The 17,568-nt window shown below is 42.6% G+C and carries 18 protein-coding genes and 1 pseudogene; 2 read left to right on the plus strand and 17 right to left on the minus strand.

What is annotated here, in order from left to right; all coding sequences use genetic code 11:
- Positions 1-377 precede the first annotated feature (377 nt).
- From ACH32G_RS00540 to ACH32G_RS00555, 4 genes and pseudogenes are all read right to left on the minus strand, one after another.
- Positions 378-971: a hypothetical protein gene (locus ACH32G_RS00540; RefSeq protein ID WP_327814297.1), complete on the minus strand. Its 594-nt coding sequence runs from the start codon at positions 969-971 to the stop codon at positions 378-380.
- A gap of 224 nt (positions 972-1,195) precedes the next feature.
- A complete protein-coding gene (locus ACH32G_RS00545; protein ID WP_327814296.1) occupies positions 1,196-1,783 on the minus strand; it encodes a hypothetical protein in 588 nt (195 codons plus the stop codon).
- A 669-nt stretch (positions 1,784-2,452) separates the two neighbouring features.
- Positions 2,453-3,082, minus strand: coding sequence for a hypothetical protein (locus ACH32G_RS00550; protein WP_327814295.1), 630 nt, complete (start codon positions 3,080-3,082; stop codon positions 2,453-2,455).
- Positions 3,083-3,190: 108 nt separating this feature from the next.
- Positions 3,191-3,567 (minus strand): annotated as a pseudogene (locus ACH32G_RS00555) (ArpU family phage packaging/lysis transcriptional regulator).
- Positions 3,568-4,070: 503 nt separating this feature from the next.
- Here ACH32G_RS00555 and ACH32G_RS00560 point away from each other — a divergent pair.
- The gene (locus ACH32G_RS00560; protein ID WP_448813888.1) at positions 4,071-4,442 is read left to right on the plus strand and encodes a tyrosine-type recombinase/integrase; all 372 of its coding nucleotides are present in this window, start codon (positions 4,071-4,073) and stop codon (positions 4,440-4,442) included.
- 117 nt (positions 4,443-4,559) lie between these two features.
- Here the strand turns inward: ACH32G_RS00560 and glnA are convergent, their stop codons facing one another.
- From glnA to spoVK, 5 genes are all read right to left on the minus strand, one after another.
- Positions 4,560-5,894, minus strand: coding sequence for a type I glutamate--ammonia ligase (glnA, locus tag ACH32G_RS00565; RefSeq protein WP_016936014.1), 1,335 nt, complete (start codon positions 5,892-5,894; stop codon positions 4,560-4,562).
- Positions 5,895-5,951: 57 nt separating this feature from the next.
- Positions 5,952-6,356 (minus strand): MerR family transcriptional regulator, encoded by a 405-nt coding sequence (locus ACH32G_RS00570; protein WP_007410366.1) that lies wholly within the window; start codon positions 6,354-6,356, stop codon positions 5,952-5,954.
- A 109-nt stretch (positions 6,357-6,465) separates the two neighbouring features.
- Positions 6,466-7,731 (minus strand): methionine gamma-lyase family protein, encoded by a 1,266-nt coding sequence (locus ACH32G_RS00575; RefSeq protein WP_016936015.1) that lies wholly within the window; start codon positions 7,729-7,731, stop codon positions 6,466-6,468.
- A 16-nt stretch (positions 7,732-7,747) separates the two neighbouring features.
- Positions 7,748-9,010, minus strand: a complete 1,263-nt coding sequence (hflX, locus tag ACH32G_RS00580) for a GTPase HflX (RefSeq protein ID WP_016936016.1) — start codon at positions 9,008-9,010, stop codon at positions 7,748-7,750.
- A gap of 128 nt (positions 9,011-9,138) precedes the next feature.
- Positions 9,139-10,107 carry a stage V sporulation protein K gene (spoVK, locus tag ACH32G_RS00585; RefSeq protein WP_032864740.1) on the minus strand — a complete coding sequence of 323 codons (969 nt, stop codon included), beginning with the start codon at positions 10,105-10,107 and terminating at the stop codon, positions 9,139-9,141.
- Between the two features lie 307 nt (positions 10,108-10,414).
- Between spoVK and ACH32G_RS00590 the strand changes: the two genes are divergently transcribed.
- Positions 10,415-11,173: an N-acetylmuramoyl-L-alanine amidase gene (locus ACH32G_RS00590; protein WP_448813889.1), complete on the plus strand. Its 759-nt coding sequence runs from the start codon at positions 10,415-10,417 to the stop codon at positions 11,171-11,173.
- Positions 11,174-11,221: 48 nt separating this feature from the next.
- Here the strand turns inward: ACH32G_RS00590 and ACH32G_RS00595 are convergent, their stop codons facing one another.
- The 8 genes from ACH32G_RS00595 to miaA form a co-directional block, all read right to left on the minus strand.
- Positions 11,222-11,842: a hypothetical protein gene (locus tag ACH32G_RS00595; RefSeq protein WP_414831160.1), complete on the minus strand. Its 621-nt coding sequence runs from the start codon at positions 11,840-11,842 to the stop codon at positions 11,222-11,224.
- Between the two features lie 48 nt (positions 11,843-11,890).
- Complete coding sequence (gene nrdF, locus ACH32G_RS00600) at positions 11,891-12,880, minus strand: class 1b ribonucleoside-diphosphate reductase subunit beta (RefSeq protein ID WP_414831161.1); 990 nt, start codon at positions 12,878-12,880, stop codon at positions 11,891-11,893.
- 17 nt (positions 12,881-12,897) lie between these two features.
- Complete coding sequence (gene nrdE, locus ACH32G_RS00605; protein ID WP_007611605.1) at positions 12,898-15,000, minus strand: class 1b ribonucleoside-diphosphate reductase subunit alpha; 2,103 nt, start codon at positions 14,998-15,000, stop codon at positions 12,898-12,900.
- On the minus strand, positions 14,960-15,352 hold the full coding sequence (nrdI, locus tag ACH32G_RS00610; protein ID WP_016936022.1) for a class Ib ribonucleoside-diphosphate reductase assembly flavoprotein NrdI: 393 nt from the start codon (positions 15,350-15,352) through the stop codon (positions 14,960-14,962). Before nrdI ends, nrdE begins: the two co-directional genes overlap by 41 nt.
- Positions 15,353-15,611: 259 nt before the next feature.
- The gene (locus tag ACH32G_RS00615) at positions 15,612-15,827 is read right to left on the minus strand and encodes a hypothetical protein (RefSeq protein WP_016936023.1); all 216 of its coding nucleotides are present in this window, start codon (positions 15,825-15,827) and stop codon (positions 15,612-15,614) included.
- 82 nt (positions 15,828-15,909) lie between these two features.
- The gene (locus tag ACH32G_RS00620) at positions 15,910-16,185 is read right to left on the minus strand and encodes a YmzC family protein (protein WP_045926683.1); all 276 of its coding nucleotides are present in this window, start codon (positions 16,183-16,185) and stop codon (positions 15,910-15,912) included.
- A gap of 95 nt (positions 16,186-16,280) precedes the next feature.
- The gene (gene hfq, locus ACH32G_RS00625; RefSeq protein ID WP_003154064.1) at positions 16,281-16,502 is read right to left on the minus strand and encodes an RNA chaperone Hfq; all 222 of its coding nucleotides are present in this window, start codon (positions 16,500-16,502) and stop codon (positions 16,281-16,283) included.
- Between the two features lie 39 nt (positions 16,503-16,541).
- On the minus strand, positions 16,542-17,486 hold the full coding sequence (gene miaA / locus ACH32G_RS00630) for a tRNA (adenosine(37)-N6)-dimethylallyltransferase MiaA (RefSeq protein ID WP_448813890.1): 945 nt from the start codon (positions 17,484-17,486) through the stop codon (positions 16,542-16,544).
- Positions 17,487-17,568 lie beyond the last annotated feature (82 nt).

Below are 17,568 nucleotides of genomic sequence, written 5' to 3' on the forward strand. Positions count from 1 at the left end.
TCATAGATTTCATTTCATCTATGTGATGAAATTTTCTCAAAAATTCTGATTGACATACTATTGCATAAAGTTCCATATATAACTTATTAAGCTGATTGTAGTAATGATCTCGTTTAAACTGCTTTATACTTATCATAAAATCAGTTCTATTTTGAAAAAACTTGAACAAAATGTTTCCTAAAAGTGTGAATATTGCAGTAGCTACTACAAGACCTATTCTGTCTCCTAAATCCATTTTCTCACCTCCCATTTTATTATCGGTGAAAGAGAAGAAATAAGGAATAATTTGCAGAATTTGTCGAACGTTTGTCAGTACAAGTACATAGTAAGGTTTAAAGATTCAATTTTAAAAAATACAATAAGTAATAAGAGATTTTTTACTTTCGAAATGCTTTTTGTAATTCTTCAATAATTTCATTTTGCTCTTTTTGTTTTCTGTCAACAGCTGTGTTGCCTTGATCGCTTGCAAGGTTCATGATTTTCCTTATTCTTCTATGAGTACACATTCTTAATATTTTTGAAATCTGCTTAACTGGTTTACTAAACTCCTTCAAATGCTGATTGTTGAATTGTAAATTAGTTTCTGTTATATGAAAATTATCAAAAAAATCTTGACTTACCAAAATAGCATCAGAGATTTGACCTTCTGTTTCCTTTTTTTTGAAGACTATTTCCAAAACTCCTGTTTCCCCAGATTCTAGAGTTACTAATGGTTTAGATAAGTGATGTTGATCTCCCTTTTTATTTCCATCTTTTACGGTGATAATTAAAAAGGTTTTTAAAGCTACCCCTTTTCCATAGTTCTTCACTTCAAAAGAAATAGTAACTTTTTGATTCTCGAGTCTCTTTTTTATATTGCTAGCTATTAGACGGGGAGCATCGTTAATTTGAAGATTTTTACGTGTTAAGAAATAACTAGATAAAGATATAAGAGCTGCAAAACTACTTATAATGAGAGGTACTATAGCCAAATTATTCATCCTTTTTTTATTCATTATACATAAAAAAGGAATTAAGAAACAATAACGTCCTCCCTATTGGATTGAAAAAACAGCCTAATAATGTTGTTTTAACCTCTCTCCACACTCATACTGTTAACCGCCAATAGTCTGTCTATCCTGAGTTTTACCGGATGCAGTTTACTGAGAATATAAAAAGGCACCTTAATAGAGGTGCAATTTTATTCATTATTATATTATTGAGAGTTATCACTTGAATTACTTTGATTTTCAAACTCATTTACTCTGTCCATAAAATATTCTAGGTTCCTATCAAAATAATAATAATTTATCAGCATAATCATTATTAGAGCACCATTACCACTTTCAAGTATTATCGTTTTTACGCTGAGTAAGTTTAGATCTGTACAACAGAGGATTATTATAGTCACAAATGACAGCATTAAACTTGTAAGCAAGCCCCTTCTTGCATGTAGTTGCCCTAAACGATAACTGTATATGTTTTTGATTCCCTTACCAAGTTCTTCTTCTTCAATGATTCGCTTGTCTATCTTAAACTCTCTATCAAAGTAAACTAACCATTTTCTTTTTCTGTATTCAGGAATTACAAACCACAAAAACAAGCTAATCTGATGAATCATATGCCCTAAAATTATTCCTAGTGCTGCCGCTAGTGCAGTAAAGCCTACAAGCGAGAAACCTTTATACTTTAGAATTTGGGGTATATACCCTGGGTCGTTTATTAAGTACAACAGGGTTATAAATATCATAAACACCCATCCTGGTAATCCCCATCTTACTAAATATTTCGATTCAAAATTCAACTTAATCGCCCCCACCTTATTATCGGTGAAAGAAAAGGACAAAGAAACAATATGCAAAATTTGTCGAAAGAAAGTTCAAGATAAATTTAATCATTAACCTCCTTATGCTAATTGCTTATTAAATTGATCTCACACATACTCCGAGAGGAAGGCCAAGTATAGCATGATCGCACAATGAACCACGATAATACTATTCCCCGATACGACCGCCGCAGACTAGCTGCTATCCAGGCTCAGAATGGTCCTCTCGTTCGGCTTCATTCCTCAACACCTTTGTTCCGTATCCGGATACGCCATTGATAAGGGTAAGGCGCGTCACCCGTGTTTTGTTGATAAGTTAAGTCTATCGAGATTTCAAACATAAATAGTCCCCCCTTTTCTCCCCCAATTTGTCCCCTGTTTTGTCGGGAATTTGTCGCTTATTTTTCGTTTTACACCCAAATAAAATAAACAAAAAAGAGCAGACCGAAGTCTGCTCCCTTCAAAAGTTTATGATTTGTCATTATCAGATAACCTTAGAACCGTAATACTCAATAATATTAAGCCTATAAACGTGCCGTATTTTCCGGTATCTATATCTGTGAGTGGAGCTACAATATATTCAATCAGGAATATAATAATAGCTATTGAGACTAATATACGATTCATTTGACATTACCACCTTAATAATTAACCATTTCTCCAAGGTACAACAACAGGGGTACCAATTATCCAATTATAAGAAATTCCGTACTTTCCATTATCGGATACTTTTTTTATGGCATACTTACCAGCAAACATTGCCCCTGCAATTGCTCCAGCATATACTGAAATCCCAGGTATTTTTTTTATCAATGCTGTTATCCCGGCGATAGCTCCTGCAATACCGTCAGCATCCTCAACAATATCTAAGAATTTTTTAATTACACACGAATTCATGCTCACCTTGACTATAGGAATTGCTACCGAAACACCTTGTTTCCCTCTACATTTTGCTAGAGTTGACATCTCACTTGATTCATCGGAAATATTAACTGTAGCAGAATCGACTAGTGTTCGATGGCCATCAGTTAACAAATATTGATCAACTTTAATCGACTCTTTAGAGGTCCCTTTATCTAGAGTTTTTTGATCAATAAAATACTGTTTTCCGCCATATTCGATTGTATAAGATGCTTCATCTTCAGACTGACTTATAACATTCATTCCAGAAACATTGGTTTTTACCTTTTCATTCATCGATGTCTTAGCATAAGAAGGAAGTGCAAATCCGCAGACTAAACTCAATACAAGAAGCAAGCTTACTATTTTTGTTTTCAAATTATTATCCCTCCTTTAAGGAGACTAACATAGTCATAATGAAAAATACACCATATAACGTTAAAATAGGAAATCCCACCTACACAACTGCTTACTACAAAAAAGCACTCAGATTATTCCAAGTGCTGTAGCAATGCGTAAAATGGCACGCTGTTTTATTCATAATAGGTGTCCTTCTTCATACCGAGTTCCATATAGATATGAATGTCTTTCGTTTGGCTGGCTGTTAAGTATTTTTTCTCAATGATCATTCGTTCTTCATCGTCCAGGCTGTTTTCTAACGCCCTTTCCATCTGCTTAACCTTCAGTTCATTTAATATGAAAGAATCTCTGATTGAAGGAAACGGGCTGATGCCAGCGTCAACCGATTCCTTTTTATTCTCAAGCTGTAGTTTTAATGCTCGATAATCTTTGAGTTCTTTGATCACGATTTTACGGACTGCCTTCAAATCCCCAGGATGAAGGAATGAAAGTTGTTCTGTCACATCCGTCCTCCTTTCCTCTATTTTTCACGTTCCCATTTTTGTATTCGTCGTTCAGTTAAGCAAGCCCATACAATGAGGGTAAATGAATTCAGCATGAAGAGAGAAGCTATAATAGAGATAATCACTTTGTCGCCTCCTGATCCATAATCGCTTGGAGGATCAAGTAAATCTGCTGAGACACAACCGCGTTACCTAATGCTATCTTCTGTTCACCCGATTGGGAAACCCATCATCCACTCCAACAGCTGGAGATTGATGTATTTGCCAATAAGATGGGGAAACTGATGGCTCAATTCCCCCGGCAAGATCACCCCGTGTGTTCCGCCCACTTCCGAAGGAGCTAAAGGCCTGATCGGTTTGTGATTTTGACTCGCGGCCGGAGTGGGCAACAACAAATGTCCTGTATCTTTGATGCGGCGCGCCGACACTGACAGCCAAAAGATGAGTTATTTGGTGACCCCAAGACTTATACATCCAGGCGTATTATTACTATTGATCAAAGGTTGGTTAATGAACTTCACGAACTAAGAAAACGACAAAACGAAGATAAACTTCAGCTTAATGAGATCTATCACTATGACCTTAACTTAGTCTTCACTCGCAAAGATGGTTCACATTTACCTAAATCGTCCTTGTTTAATGCTGTTGTCCGAATACTAAATAAAGCTGGATTAGAGAAACTCCCTATTCATGCCCTTCGTGACACACATGCTGTTTTGCTCCTTGAATCAGGTGCATCAATGAAATATGTACAAGAACGACTGGGGTATAAAAGTATTCAAGTGACGTCAGATATTTACTCACACATCAGCAAAAAAATTGACAGAGATTCAATGAATAAGTACGAGGATTATATCTCCACAATTATGGAGTAATTTTTTATTGATTTTTCGTGGGTGTTTTGTGGGTGGTATTTTATTTATATTAAATTATTAAATTTGTTAACAAATCAAAAAATCCCCTGACACCAATAGTGCCAAGGGATTGAGAGATTAATACTGAGACATGTATTGTTCGCGCTCCCACGGATGAACCTGTGTGCGGAACATATCCCATTCGATTTCTTTTGCTTCGATGAAGTGTTCGAACAGATGCTCACCGAGAGCTGCAACCATGACTTCGTTTGATTTGAATTCGTCGAGAGCTTCCGCAAGTGTCGCCGGAAGGTCTACGATTCCGCTTTCCATGCGCTCTTCTTTGCTCATGACGTAGATGTTGCGGTCAATCGGAGCCGGCGCTTCAAGTTTATTTTTGATTCCGTCAAGGCCTGCTGCAAGCAATACGCTTAATGCCAAATACGGGTTTGCCGCCGGGTCTACGCTGCGGACTTCAACACGCGTGCTGATGCCGCGGGAAGCCGGAATACGGATCAGCGGACTTCTGTTTTGCGCGCTCCATGCCACGTAGCAAGGTGCTTCATAGCCCGGAACAAGGCGTTTATAAGAGTTCACTGTCGGGTTTGTGACAGCTGTAAAGCTTGTCGCGTGTTTTACGATACCGGCAATGAAGTGTTTTGCTGTTTCACTCAGCTGAAGATCAGCGTCTTTATCAAAGAATGCGTTAACGCCATCTTTGAAGAGTGATAGATTACAGTGCATACCGGAACCGTTTACGCCGAACAGCGGTTTTGGCATGAATGTCGCATGCAGACCGTGTTTGCGGGCAATCGTTTTGACGACAAGTTTGAAAGTTTGGATGTCGTCACAAGAACGGATGGCACCGGCATATTTAAAATCGATTTCGTGCTGGCCGGGAGCGACTTCATGGTGAGATGCTTCGATTTCAAAGCCCATTTCTTCCAGCTCAAGCACGATATCGCGGCGGCAGTTTTCTCCCAAGTCAGTCGGAGCCAGGTCGAAGTATCCGCCTTTATCGTTTAATTCGAGTGTCGGTTCGCCTTTTTCATCTAATTTAAACAGGAAGAATTCAGGCTCAGGTCCAAGATTGAAATCGCTGAAACCGAGTTCTTTCATTTCTTTCAGAATCCGTTTGAGGTTGTTACGCGGGTCACCTTCGAACGGGGTGCCGTCCGGATTGTAGATATCACAGATGAAGCGTGCTACTTTACCTTTTTCAGCTGTCCATGGGAAGATAACAAATGTGTTCAGATCAGGATATAAGTACATATCAGATTCTTCGATGCGGACAAAACCTTCGATGGAAGAACCGTCAAACATGCATTTATTATCAAGTGCTTTTTCAAGCTGGCTCACAGGAATTTCCACGTTTTTAATCGTTCCGAGAATGTCTGTAAACTGAAGGCGGATGTACTTTACGTTTTCCTCATTTACTAATTTTACGATGTCTTCTCTTGTGTACTTTGCCATTTCGTAAAACTCCTCCTCTAAAAGGTAAATGTATATAGCAAAACAGTTGCTAACGGATTAATGAAAGAATCGGGACATATCACCTTGGCGGAAGGTGTTCCCCCGCTGGAATCGGCCTGCCTGCATCAGTTCGTTTTTCAGAAGCTTTCTGAGTTCGTCGTCAGACAGATTGTGCTTCATCGGTTTGGCAGTTTTTTCGGATTTTTCTTCAGGTTCGGCAGATGCCTTATCCAGAATTTGTTTGATCCCCGCCATATTGACGCCTTGTTCAATCAAATTTTTGATTTCTAACAGTTTATCTACATCATGGAATGAAAATAATCGTCTATTTCCTTCGCTTCTCGCTGGAAATATCAGTCCATTTTCCTCATAATATCGAATTTGCCGGGCAGAAAGTTCTGTTAACTGCATGACAATTCCTATTGGAAATAAAGGCATTGAGCGGCGAATGTTATCACTCATCTCAATTTCCTCCTTTTCTTATCTTAGTCTCATTATAGGTGATGTTATATTTTGTGTCAACACAATGTAAGGAATCTTAACATCGAATTCTTTGAAAATTGCAAACGGCTCAGATCAGCCCTTTTTCCATTAGAGCATTAACTGCGCTGCAAATCGCATTTTTTACGTGCGCATAGGTTAATCCTCCTTGGACATACGCGACGTAAGGCGGTCTGATAGGGCCATCTGCCGATAATTCAATGCTCGCCCCCTGTACGAAAGTGCCCGCTGCCATAATGACATCGTCTTCATATCCCGGCATATAGCTCGGATAAGGCGTCACATGCGCATTAATCGGTGAAGCGTATTGTATCGCCTGGCAAAAAGCGATCATCTTATCAGGGTCCTGAAACTCAACAGATTGGATCAGATCCGTTCTCGGCGCATTCCATGCAGGGTTTGACGAAAATCCCAGCTTTTCAAGAAAACGGGCGGTAAATACCGCTCCCTTCAAGCTTTGCGCCACTACGTGCGGAGCGAGAAAAAAACCTTGATACATTTCCTGCAGTGAATACAGCGATGCGCCGGCTTCACTTCCGATTCCCGGTGAGGTCATCCGGTAAGAGCAGGCTTCAATCCACTTGGCTTTCCCCACAAGGTATCCCCCCGTTTTGGCAAGGCCGCCGCCCGGGTTTTTAATCAGGGAGCCGGCCATAAGATCCGCTCCGACGTGACAGGGTTCCCGCTCTTCCGCAAATTCTCCGTAGCAATTGTCCACAAAAACAATGACATCTTCTTTGATTTCTTTTACGAAACGAATCATCTCTTCAATCTCATTTATCCTGAAAGACGGGCGGTTCGCATATCCTTTTGAACGCTGAATACCGATCACTTTTGTATTCGGACGGATTGCAGCACGGACCGCTTCGAAGTCCACTTTGCCTTCTGTGGTTAAATCGACTGCATGATACCCGATTTGAAATTCCTTAAGCGAGCCTGAATACTCCCCGCCTCTCACCCCGACAATTTCTTCGAGTGTGTCATAAGGCTTGCCTGTGATATAAAGCAATTCGTCTCCGGGTCTCAGCACACCGAACAGCGCGATTGAGATCGCGTGCGTCCCCGAAATGATTTGCGGTCTCACAAGCCCCGCCTCTCCTCCGAACACATCAGCATAGATCTCTTCCAGAGTATCCCTGCCGATGTCATCATAACCGTATCCGGTTGAAGGTGTAAAATGCGTATCGCTTACTTTATGCTTTCTGTAGCTTTGCAGGACTCTCCATTCATTCCGTTCACTGATTTCTTCTATTCTTTTATGAACGGCGGCGATTTCCGCTTCTGTTTCTTCGGCGGTTTTTTGCAATAGAGTGCCGTGTGTCAGTGTCTCAAACATGTTGTGTATACCTTCCTTACATGAATTTCTTCAGTTCTCCAAGTATGCTTTGTTCTTCTTGCACATAACCCGAGACTTCGTAGCGTTCATTTTCTTCATTAAAATAAAGGCTGTCGATCATAGTCTCTGATTTAATGCGCGACATCAATTTGCCTTCAGCGGCGGGTACATGAACTTCATACGGCGTCATCAGCTCACGGCGCAAATAAGCTTCGATTTCCGCTTTCAATTTCGCTTCATCCCCGGCGATTCTGGCGCTGATCATGATGTGGCCTTCTCCTGCTGTCGGAATGAAGTCAGGAAGTGTTTCATCCCTTTTGTTATAAGCAGTTAACACCGGAATATCATCTGCTTCAAGCTCTTTTAACAGTCCGAGAACAGTCTGTTCATGCCCCGCGTAATCTTCATTGGAAGAATCAATGACATGAATGATCAAGTCAGCTTCCTTCACTTCCTCAAGCGTTGAACGGAAAGCGGCAATCAGCGTCGTCGGCAAATCCTGAATAAAGCCGACCGTATCAGACAAAAGGACGCTGTAACCACTTGGAAGCGCCATCTTTCTTGTCATCGGATCAAGAGTTGCAAACAGCAGATCTTCTTCATAGCTGTCTGAGCTTGTTAATTTATTGAACCACGTTGATTTCCCGGCATTGGTATAGCCGACGAGCGCCGCCTGAAGCACACCATTCTTCTTGCGTCTCTCCCGATAACGGCTTCTGTGGCGGATAACCGTTGACAGCTGCACGTTAATTTCGTGTATGCGGTTTCTAATGTGGCGCCGGTCTGTTTCAAGCTTTGTCTCACCGGGCCCTCTCGTCCCGATTCCGCCGCCTTGTCTGGAGAGATTGATTCCTTGTCCGCTCAGACGCGGCAGTGCGTATTGAAGCTGGGCCAATTCGATCTGAAGCTTTCCTTCCCTCGTCTTCGCCCTTTTTGCGAAAATATCCAAAATAAGCTGCGTGCGGTCGATGATCTTCGCTTCAATTGCCGTGGCGAGTGATTTAAGCTGGCTCGGTGACAGTTCATCATTAAAAATGACCAGATCCGCTTCAAGCTCTTCACACAGCGCCTTCAGCTCGTCTACTTTCCCCTTGCCTATATATGTAGCGGCATCCGCTCTGTTCCGTTTTTGCGTAATCCGGGTCAGCACCGTTCCGTCAGCCGTTTTTGTCAATGAAGCGAGCTCGTCCATGGAATGTTCAAAGTGCTCGTCGGTCATGTGCGGAAGCTGGCAGCCGACTAAAATGACCGTTTCTTTTTTTTCTTCCTGTTCGTTCAAATGGATGTTCCTTTCTGTGTCGTATTGGGCAGTAGTACTATCATACCAAACCCGCAGGACGTATACCACACATCCGGCGGGTTTTAAAGAGAGAAATAAAAAAAGGCCTCTCAAACCGGCTGAGAGGATTATTCATGAGCTGCCGTGTCATCTTTTATAAATAAATCCTGACTCTTAATCGTCATCAGATCGTTTTTTAAGTATTGGTCCCCCATTAAAAGCCTCATAGCCTGAGCGCGGATTGATTTTTCAATCACATTTCTGACAAAGCGTCCGTTGCTGAATTTAATGGGGCTTGTCGTGCTTTTCACCGTCATTAAGTAATCTTTTAACTTCCACTCGGCTTCCTGGCTTAATTGATACTCCCGCTCCGCTATCATGCGCTTTGCAATGTCCATCAGCTGAGCGACAGAATAATCCGGAAAATCGATGCTGATAGGAAAACGCGATTGCAGGCCGGGATTTAATGACAGGAAATGTGTCATTTCTCTCGAGTACCCTGCCAGGATCAGAATAAATTCATGCTGTTTGTCTTCCATATGCTTGACAAGCGTATCAATCGCCTCTTTACCGAAATCCTTTTCTCCGCCCCTTGCAAGTGAGTATGCTTCATCAATGAATAAAATGCCCCCGAGCGATTTTTTAATCAGATCTCTCGTTTTTTGCGCCGTGTGTCCGATGTATTCACCGACCAGATCGGCACGTTCTGCTTCGATCAGATGTCCTTTGGAAAGCACGTTCATTTCGAAGAAAAGCTTGCCGATCAGTCTCGCGACGGTTGTTTTTCCGGTGCCGGGATTGCCTTTGAACATCATATGAAGAGCTTGTTTTCCGACTTTCAGCCCTTGTTCGGCCCGTTTTTGGTTGACGAATATCCATGCGTAAATTTCTTTAATGTTGCGCTTCATTTCTTCCATACCCACTAATGTGTTCATTTCTTTTTCAATTTCTTTCAGAATGCTGTGCTTGGCTTCATTTTTTTGCAGGGCGGCCTGATATTCCGCCTCAGCTTCCGCATTTGTCAGCACTTGCTTTTGGCCATTAAGAATGATGTTAATTTGTCCGTTATTTTTATAGGTTACAGCGCGCTCCAACATGCTCACCTCTCTGTTCTCTCTTTATCTTATTCATGATAAAGGCGTTCCGTGACACCCGCCTATCATCATGAGGCCCGATTACCCCTTTTATCTGTCGCATTTTCCGCTCTCTTCGGGAATGATGCTGAATCCTGCGCTTTCCCGAGAAATATTTTTCATTTCTTATTGTATTCAGCTGAAACGGAAGGACAAACCATTTATTTTTATTTTCCGGGAAATGCTGGGCGGATTTCTTATTTTTTTCATGAATGACAGCCGTACAAGCACCTTTTAAATATCATCATATGCTGTAATGAGGTGATGGAGAATGGTTAAAATTTTTATAGACCCCGGTCATGGCGGAACTGATTCAGGCGCAACCGGAAACGGGCTTCAGGAAAAAGCGGTCACGCTGGGGATCGCGCTGGTTTTGCGCACGATTCTGACGAATGAGTATGAAGGGGTTTCTGTCACGATGAGCAGGACAAGCGATAAGACGGTCAGCCTGACGGAAAGAACGGATGCCGCCAACAGCTGGGGCGCAGATTATTTTTTATCCATTCATATTAACTCAGGAGGCGGAACCGGATTTGAGAGCTATATTTATCCCGGTGTCGGAGCGCCGACTTCGACTTACCAGTCAGCCGTTCACACGCAAGTAATCCAAGCATCCGGTTTTAATGACCGAGGGAAAAAAACAGCCAACTTCCATGTGCTGCGAGAGACAAGTATGCCGGCGATTTTGACGGAGAATGGTTTTGTTGATACGGCAGCTGATGCAAATAAACTGAAAACAGCCAGTTTTATTGAAAGCCTTGCAAGAGGACATGCCAAGGGCTTGGAGCAGGCTTTCGGGCTAAAAAAAAAGACTGACTTGTATAAAGTGCAAATCGGCGCTTTCAATGTGAAAGCAAATGCTGATGCGCTTGCCGCCAATGCGGTGTCTAAAGGTTTTGATGCGATTGTGCTTCCGAAAGACGGCTTATTTAAAGTACAGATTGGCGCATTCTCTTCCAGAGATTATGCTGAATCTTTAGCAGCGCAGGCCAAAAAAGCGGGATTTGATACTGTCATTACGTTAAACTAATGAAAAACCCCTGTTCTCCCTTTTTTAGGAGGAACAGGGGTTTTTCTGTTATTGAAGAATATCGGCGACAAACTGAGACCAAGTTTCAAGCCGCTGATACACGTCTTCTTCTTTTAATTCGTTCACTTTCATCCAGCGGCCGGCGATCTGCTCTTTTTCTTTCACTTCGACTTGTGCTCCAGACGCTAATTGGAGCGCAGAAAGGATGCCGATATGCACCTTTCCGACACTGTTTTCATCATCATTGATTAAACCGAGTGTGACAATGTTTTGTTTGTCTTTCTCAAGAATATGCAGTTCTTCTGCTAACTCCCGGTCGGTATTCTGTTTCAGCACCTCCGCAAATGAAGCCGCTCCCTCCATAGGATTCATGTGTCCGCCGAAACCGAGGGAAAGTTTATTATGGAGGCGCGATTCTCCGCCGCCCGCGAGACGCTCATACACAAACACTTCATCATCGCGGCGAATAACGACATACGGAATCGGCTGTTTAAAACGCGGGTCCTCTTCCGCGTCGCCTCTTCTGATTTCTAAAAAATGCTCCTCAATTTGAGCCATAATCTTCACGATACACTCATCTTCGCTGTTGACTCCCTGGAATGTCAGCGTTTCATTTTGGAAGACGTCACTCCGCGGCGCAGCTAAGATGATTTCATCCATTTTATCCATGTCGGTTCCTCCTGTCATACCTCTCCATTCAAGCCAAAAGAGCAGATATTATATCTGCTCTTCATCTTGGCCGAAATAAAAATCCTCGTCTTTAATCGGTTCTACCGTCGCTTTTTTGTAGCCGTTCCCTTTCATGGAGAAGAAATCATGTGATTTCGTTTTGGTGTTTAATCCGTTTAATACGATCGGATTAATATCCTCTTCTTCAAAGTAAGCATCGAACCCTAAGTTCATCAAAGCTTTATTGGCGTTATAGCGGATGAATTTCTTTACGTCATGAGACAGCCCGACTTGATCATACAGATCCTCGGTATACTCAAGCTCATTGTGATAAAGCTCTTCTAAAAGCTCAATCGCAAATTCACGAAGTTCCGTCTTTTTCGCTTCTGTTTGTTTATTGTATATTTCTTGGGCAAGCAGTCCGACATAGACGCCGTGGATCGCTTCATCACGAAGAATCAGGTTGATGATTTCACCGCTTTGCATCAGTTTTCCCTGTCCGTAGAAATATAACGGATAATAGAAACCGCTGTAGAAAAGGAAGCTTTCTAAGTAAACGGAAGCAACCATCGCTTTAAACAGCGAAATCTCATCGTCTTTTTTGATGGCGCGATACAGTCCGACAACGGTTTGGGCTTTTTTCTGCAGATACTTATTTTGCTTTACCCATTCAAACACTTCGTTGATCGTTTCAGTCGGAGCAAGTGTCATAAAAATATTTGAATATGATTTTGCGTGCACCGCGTTTTCCATCATCGCCATGAAATTAAGAACCGCTTTTCGCTGATGGCCTTCTACGTGCTCGGCCACAATCGGCATGCCCGTGTTCCCCTGCTCTGTATCAAGCAGTGTCAGGCCGGCGAGCACCTTCATGTACGTATCCTGCTCATTTTTACCCAAGTATTTCCAAGTGAGGAGATCGCCGTTTAATGCGATCTCTTCGGGAAGCCAGAACTGCTTTACGTTTTGGTTGTAAAACATTTGGGTAAAATCATCTTCATGCTTTGACCAGTTTGCTGCGTCATAAATTTTTGTCACTGTAAACTCTCCTTTAATCAAACGACACAAGAAAGACAGCTGTCCTGCCCGGTATCTTTCGTTCTTGCATAGTAAATGGTTTTGATGCCTCTATGGTGGGCATACAGATCAATACGGTTCAGATCACGAGTTGTCATCGTATCTTTCAAAAACAGGGTAAAGCTGATTCCCTGATCGATATGCTGCTGGATTGTCGCGATCATATCCACCACTTTGAACATGTCCATATCATAAGCTTCTTTGTAGAAGAACCAGTTATTAGACGCTAACCCCGGCATCGGATAATACGTTTTGGAGTTTCCGTATGTTCTTTCTTCAATCCGTTCCATAATCGGCATAACGGATGCCGTGCTGGATTGGACGTAGGAAATGGAGCCTGTCGGCGCGATGCACAGTCTGTAGCTGTGGTACATGCCGTTTTCAGCGACAAACGCCTTCAGCTCTTTCCAGTCTTCGATTGTCGGGATGTGCATGCCTTCAAAGAGCGCAGCGATTTTTTCGTATGCCGGCGAGAATTCTTTTTCGATATATTTATTGAAATATTCTCCCGTTGCATAAGTGGAGCCTTCATAATGCTCAAACGTTTCGCCTTTTTCTTTTGCAAGCTCAGCGGAACGCTGGATAGAATAAAAGTTCACCATCATAAAGAACGTATTCGCGAAGTCTCTTGCTTCCGGGCTTTCGTAAGCGATGCCGTTTTGGGCAAGGTAGCCGTGCAGGTTCATCGCGCCTAGACCGATCGACTTCATCGCTTTGTTTGCGCGTCTGACTGCCGGCGCGTTGCGGATATCCGTCGTCTCGGATACATGAGTCAGGGAATCCGTCGCGAGTTTCACCGTGCGCTCAATCGATTTATGTTTCATGACATTTAAAATATTTAAAGAACCAAGGTTGCAGGAAATGTCCAGGCCGATTTCGTCTTCCTCGTCATAATCTGTGTAAGCTGAAACCTGTGACGCCTGAAGCACCTCAGAGCAAAGGTTCGAGAATTTCACTTTTGATACGTGGTTATTCGCGTGCTCTTTGTTTACGTTATCCTGGAACATAATGTACGGATAGCCTGACTCAGAACGGAGAACGGCAAGCTTTTCAAGCAATTTGCGCGCATTCACTTTTTCTTTTTTGACGCGCGGGTTGTCGACAAGCTCCTCATACATCGCCGTCATGTCCATTTCGTCCATATGCTGGCCGTATTCTTTATAAATCGTATGCGGATAAAAGACATAAGCGGCTTTATCCTCACGCGCAAGCTCGACAAACTTGTCCGGAATCACGACGCCGATGGAAAGGGTTTTAACGCGGACATCTTCATCAGCCGAGATTTTTTTCGTATCAAGAAAATCATTAATATCCCGGTGGAAGATGTTCAGGTATGCCGCGCCTGAGCCTTGTCTCTGCCCCATTTGGTCAGCGTAGCGGAACGCATTATCAAGAAGCTTCATCACGCCTACGACGCCTTTTGTGGCGTTTTCCACATCTTTGATCGCTTCACCTTTCGCACGGAGCTTAGACAGGTTAAGAGAAACCCCGCCGCCCAGTTTAGAAAGCTGCATGGAGATGTCGATCGCTCTTGAGATGTCGTTTAAGGAATCATTGACTTCCAAGAGGAAACAGCTGACAAGCTCTCCGCGGCGTTTGCGGCCCGCATTTAAGAATGTCGGTGTGCTCGGCTGATATTCCTGATTGATCATCAGATTCACATATTCTTTCGCTTTCTCAGTGTCGCCGTTTGCGAAGAACAGCGCAACAATTGAGATCCGGTCCTCGTAACGCTCGAGGATTCTTTTTTTGTCATTCGTTTTCAAAGCATAGTCATTATAGAATTTAAACGCACTCATGAAGGAAGGAAAACGAAACTTCTTTGCGTAAGCTGTCTTAAACACTTCTTTAATGTCTTCAAAAGAATACAGGCTTAAGAATTCTTCTTCGTAGTATTGGTTTTCAATTAAATAATCCAGCTTCTCTTTCAAATCGTGAAAGTAAACTGTGTTTTGGTTGATATAGTCAACAAAATAGCTATGTACAGCCTCTTTATCTTTATCAAACTGGAATTTTCCATCTTGTTGGATCATAATTTCGTTATTTAACTGAATCCATTTTGGCACTTGGTTTTGTGACAACTTTTTCTACCTCCTGAGTAAACAATTCAACGTCTTTCGCTGTGCCGCTGAGTTCAAATTTGTGCAAGATCGGCACCTGATATTGTCTTGAAATGGTATCGGCGCTTTTTGCAAAGTTATCGCCCCATACTTTGTTGCCGCTCGCAGCGACTCCTAATAAGAGATGGGCGTATTTTTCGAGAAATGATTGTGTTGATGCCGGTACCTGGCCGAAGTTTGTCGTGTAGGTGACCAAAACAAACGGAGTGTCCACGTGGTCCATTTCATCCACCTTGCGGATCAGCTGAAAGTCTGTTTTATTCACAAAACGCTGAACATTCCCTGTCTTTGAATCAAATATGATTTGAACCATCCTTATCACGACCTATCAAAAATAATGAATCTCTTAACACTATATATAGTATACTAACCTCTCAGAAAAACACAACATATTGAGATCGATTTATAAAAAGTTCATATTTTTGAAAGAGCGGACCTTGGTTCTGCCCCGATTAACGCCCAAAAAAGAGAGCAGAACGAGAATCATCTCTCATCCTACTCAAGGTGTCATGTGTAAGCCGATGTCTATCATAACATGAAAAAAAACTGCTTAGTAGTCTAGACTTTTATTCTTATTTTTTGTAAGAATCACATTTTTTTTCGCTTTCAACGGTCTCTTCTATTTCCGCATCAGCACCGATTTCTTTCAGCACGGCTTTCAGAGCGCTTGTGATGGAAGCCTCTCTGAGCAGTTCTTTGCCGTCAACAATGATGCTGGTTCCATATTCATAGCAGGAATCATCTTCACAGGTTTCTTCCCAATGGTTGATTATCACCTTGTGTTTCAATCGTCTCACCCTCTGCATGATCAATGTCAGTACCTAGTGTAGCTTGTGCGGCCCGCTTTGTAAATTCGAAAGCTTGTGAAATTTATTCAAGCTCATCTAACGTCGTTTCTTTTTTCAGTTTGACTTTATTCGTTTTTTCGTCGTAACGATATATTTTTAAATAACCGTCTTCGACGACGCCGAAATGGTTATGCTCCAGCTGCACCGTGCCTTCTGTCTGCGGTTCGGCATCCGCCGAGCCGCCGTCATCATCCGTCACCACCGTTTCATGATTGCTGCATGCTCCAAACAGCAAAAAAACAGCGATCCAGACAAGCGTTATCCTGATTCTTCTCAGTTCATTCTCACTTTCGAACATCGTTTTCCAAGCCCCCTTTTATGTTGCCGATATACAGCCGGCAATATACAGATGCGCATAGAAAAAGACCATTGTTCATGGTCTTTGGCAAAAGTCTATTCAAGCTCAAGCTGAACGTTTTTTTGCGGGGCGAACGTGGAGATGGCATGTTTATAAATAAGCTGCTGCTTCCCCTCCGTTTCGAGTAAGACGGTAAAGTTGTCAAAGCCTTTTACCTGGCCGCGAAGCTGAAAGCCGTTGAGTAAAAATACCGTGACGAACGTATTGTCTTTTCGGATTTGATTCAAAAACTGATCCTGAATATTAATCGGTTTCATGTTTCGTCCTCCTTGGTTCTCAATACAATACTGTTTCGATTAAATTTCCAGTTTTCCTGCTATACACTCGAAAATTTCCTTTTTTTTCTGTTCAAGAACAACAGGCGGCGTCATATCGGTCCATGAAACGGACATTTTATTGCGAAACCAGGTCAGCTGGCGTTTCGCATAACGTCTTGAATTTTGTTTTAATTGCTCCACGGCCTGAGAAAGCGGCACTTTTCCATCAAGATATTCATACAGCTCTTTATAGCCGATCGCCTGAATCGATTGGCTGTCCCGGATATTCATATCATACAGCCGCTTGACTTCCTCAAGAAGGCCGGCTTCCATCATCAGGTCAACACGCTCGTTAATCCGGCCGTACAGCACTTCTCTGTCCATTGTAAGACCGATGAGCACCGCATTGTAAAGCAGCTCCCGTTTTTGAGTTTTAAGATGTTCTGACATTGTTTTGCCCGATATGTGCAGAATTTCGAGAGCGCGGATGACTCTTCGCGTATTGTTTTGATGAATGGCTGCCGCTGCTTCCGGATCGGCCGCCGCAAGTTTGGCATGAAGAGCCTCAGCCCCTTCTTCGGCAGCCAGTTTCTCCATGCGCTCCCTGAATAAAGGATCACCGGAGTGTTCCGTAAACGTATAATCATACAGCACAGACTGGATGTACAGACCCGTCCCTCCGACAATCATCGGGAGCTTTCCTCTGGCGGCAATCTCGCTGATTTTTTCTCTCACCATTTTTTGATAATCAGCCGTTGAAAACGTGTCGGACGGCTCCAAAATATCAATCAGATGATGCGGCACGCCTTCTGTCTCTTCTTCGGTGACTTTGGCCGTTCCGATGTCCATCCCTTTATATACCTGCATGGAATCCCCGCTGATGATTTCCGCATTCAGCATTTTTGCGAGTCCGATGCTCAGTTTTGTTTTTCCGACTGCCGTCGGGCCGACAAGTATGACGACAGGCTGTTTTGTATTTTTCAATATGTATCACTCTCTTTTATAAATCTCCCCCTAATTATAGCATTCATTGCTCCATGCACCTATCCATTTTGCCCTTTTTCCT

The sequence above is a fragment of the Bacillus sp. CIS52 genome (assembly GCF_053545315.1).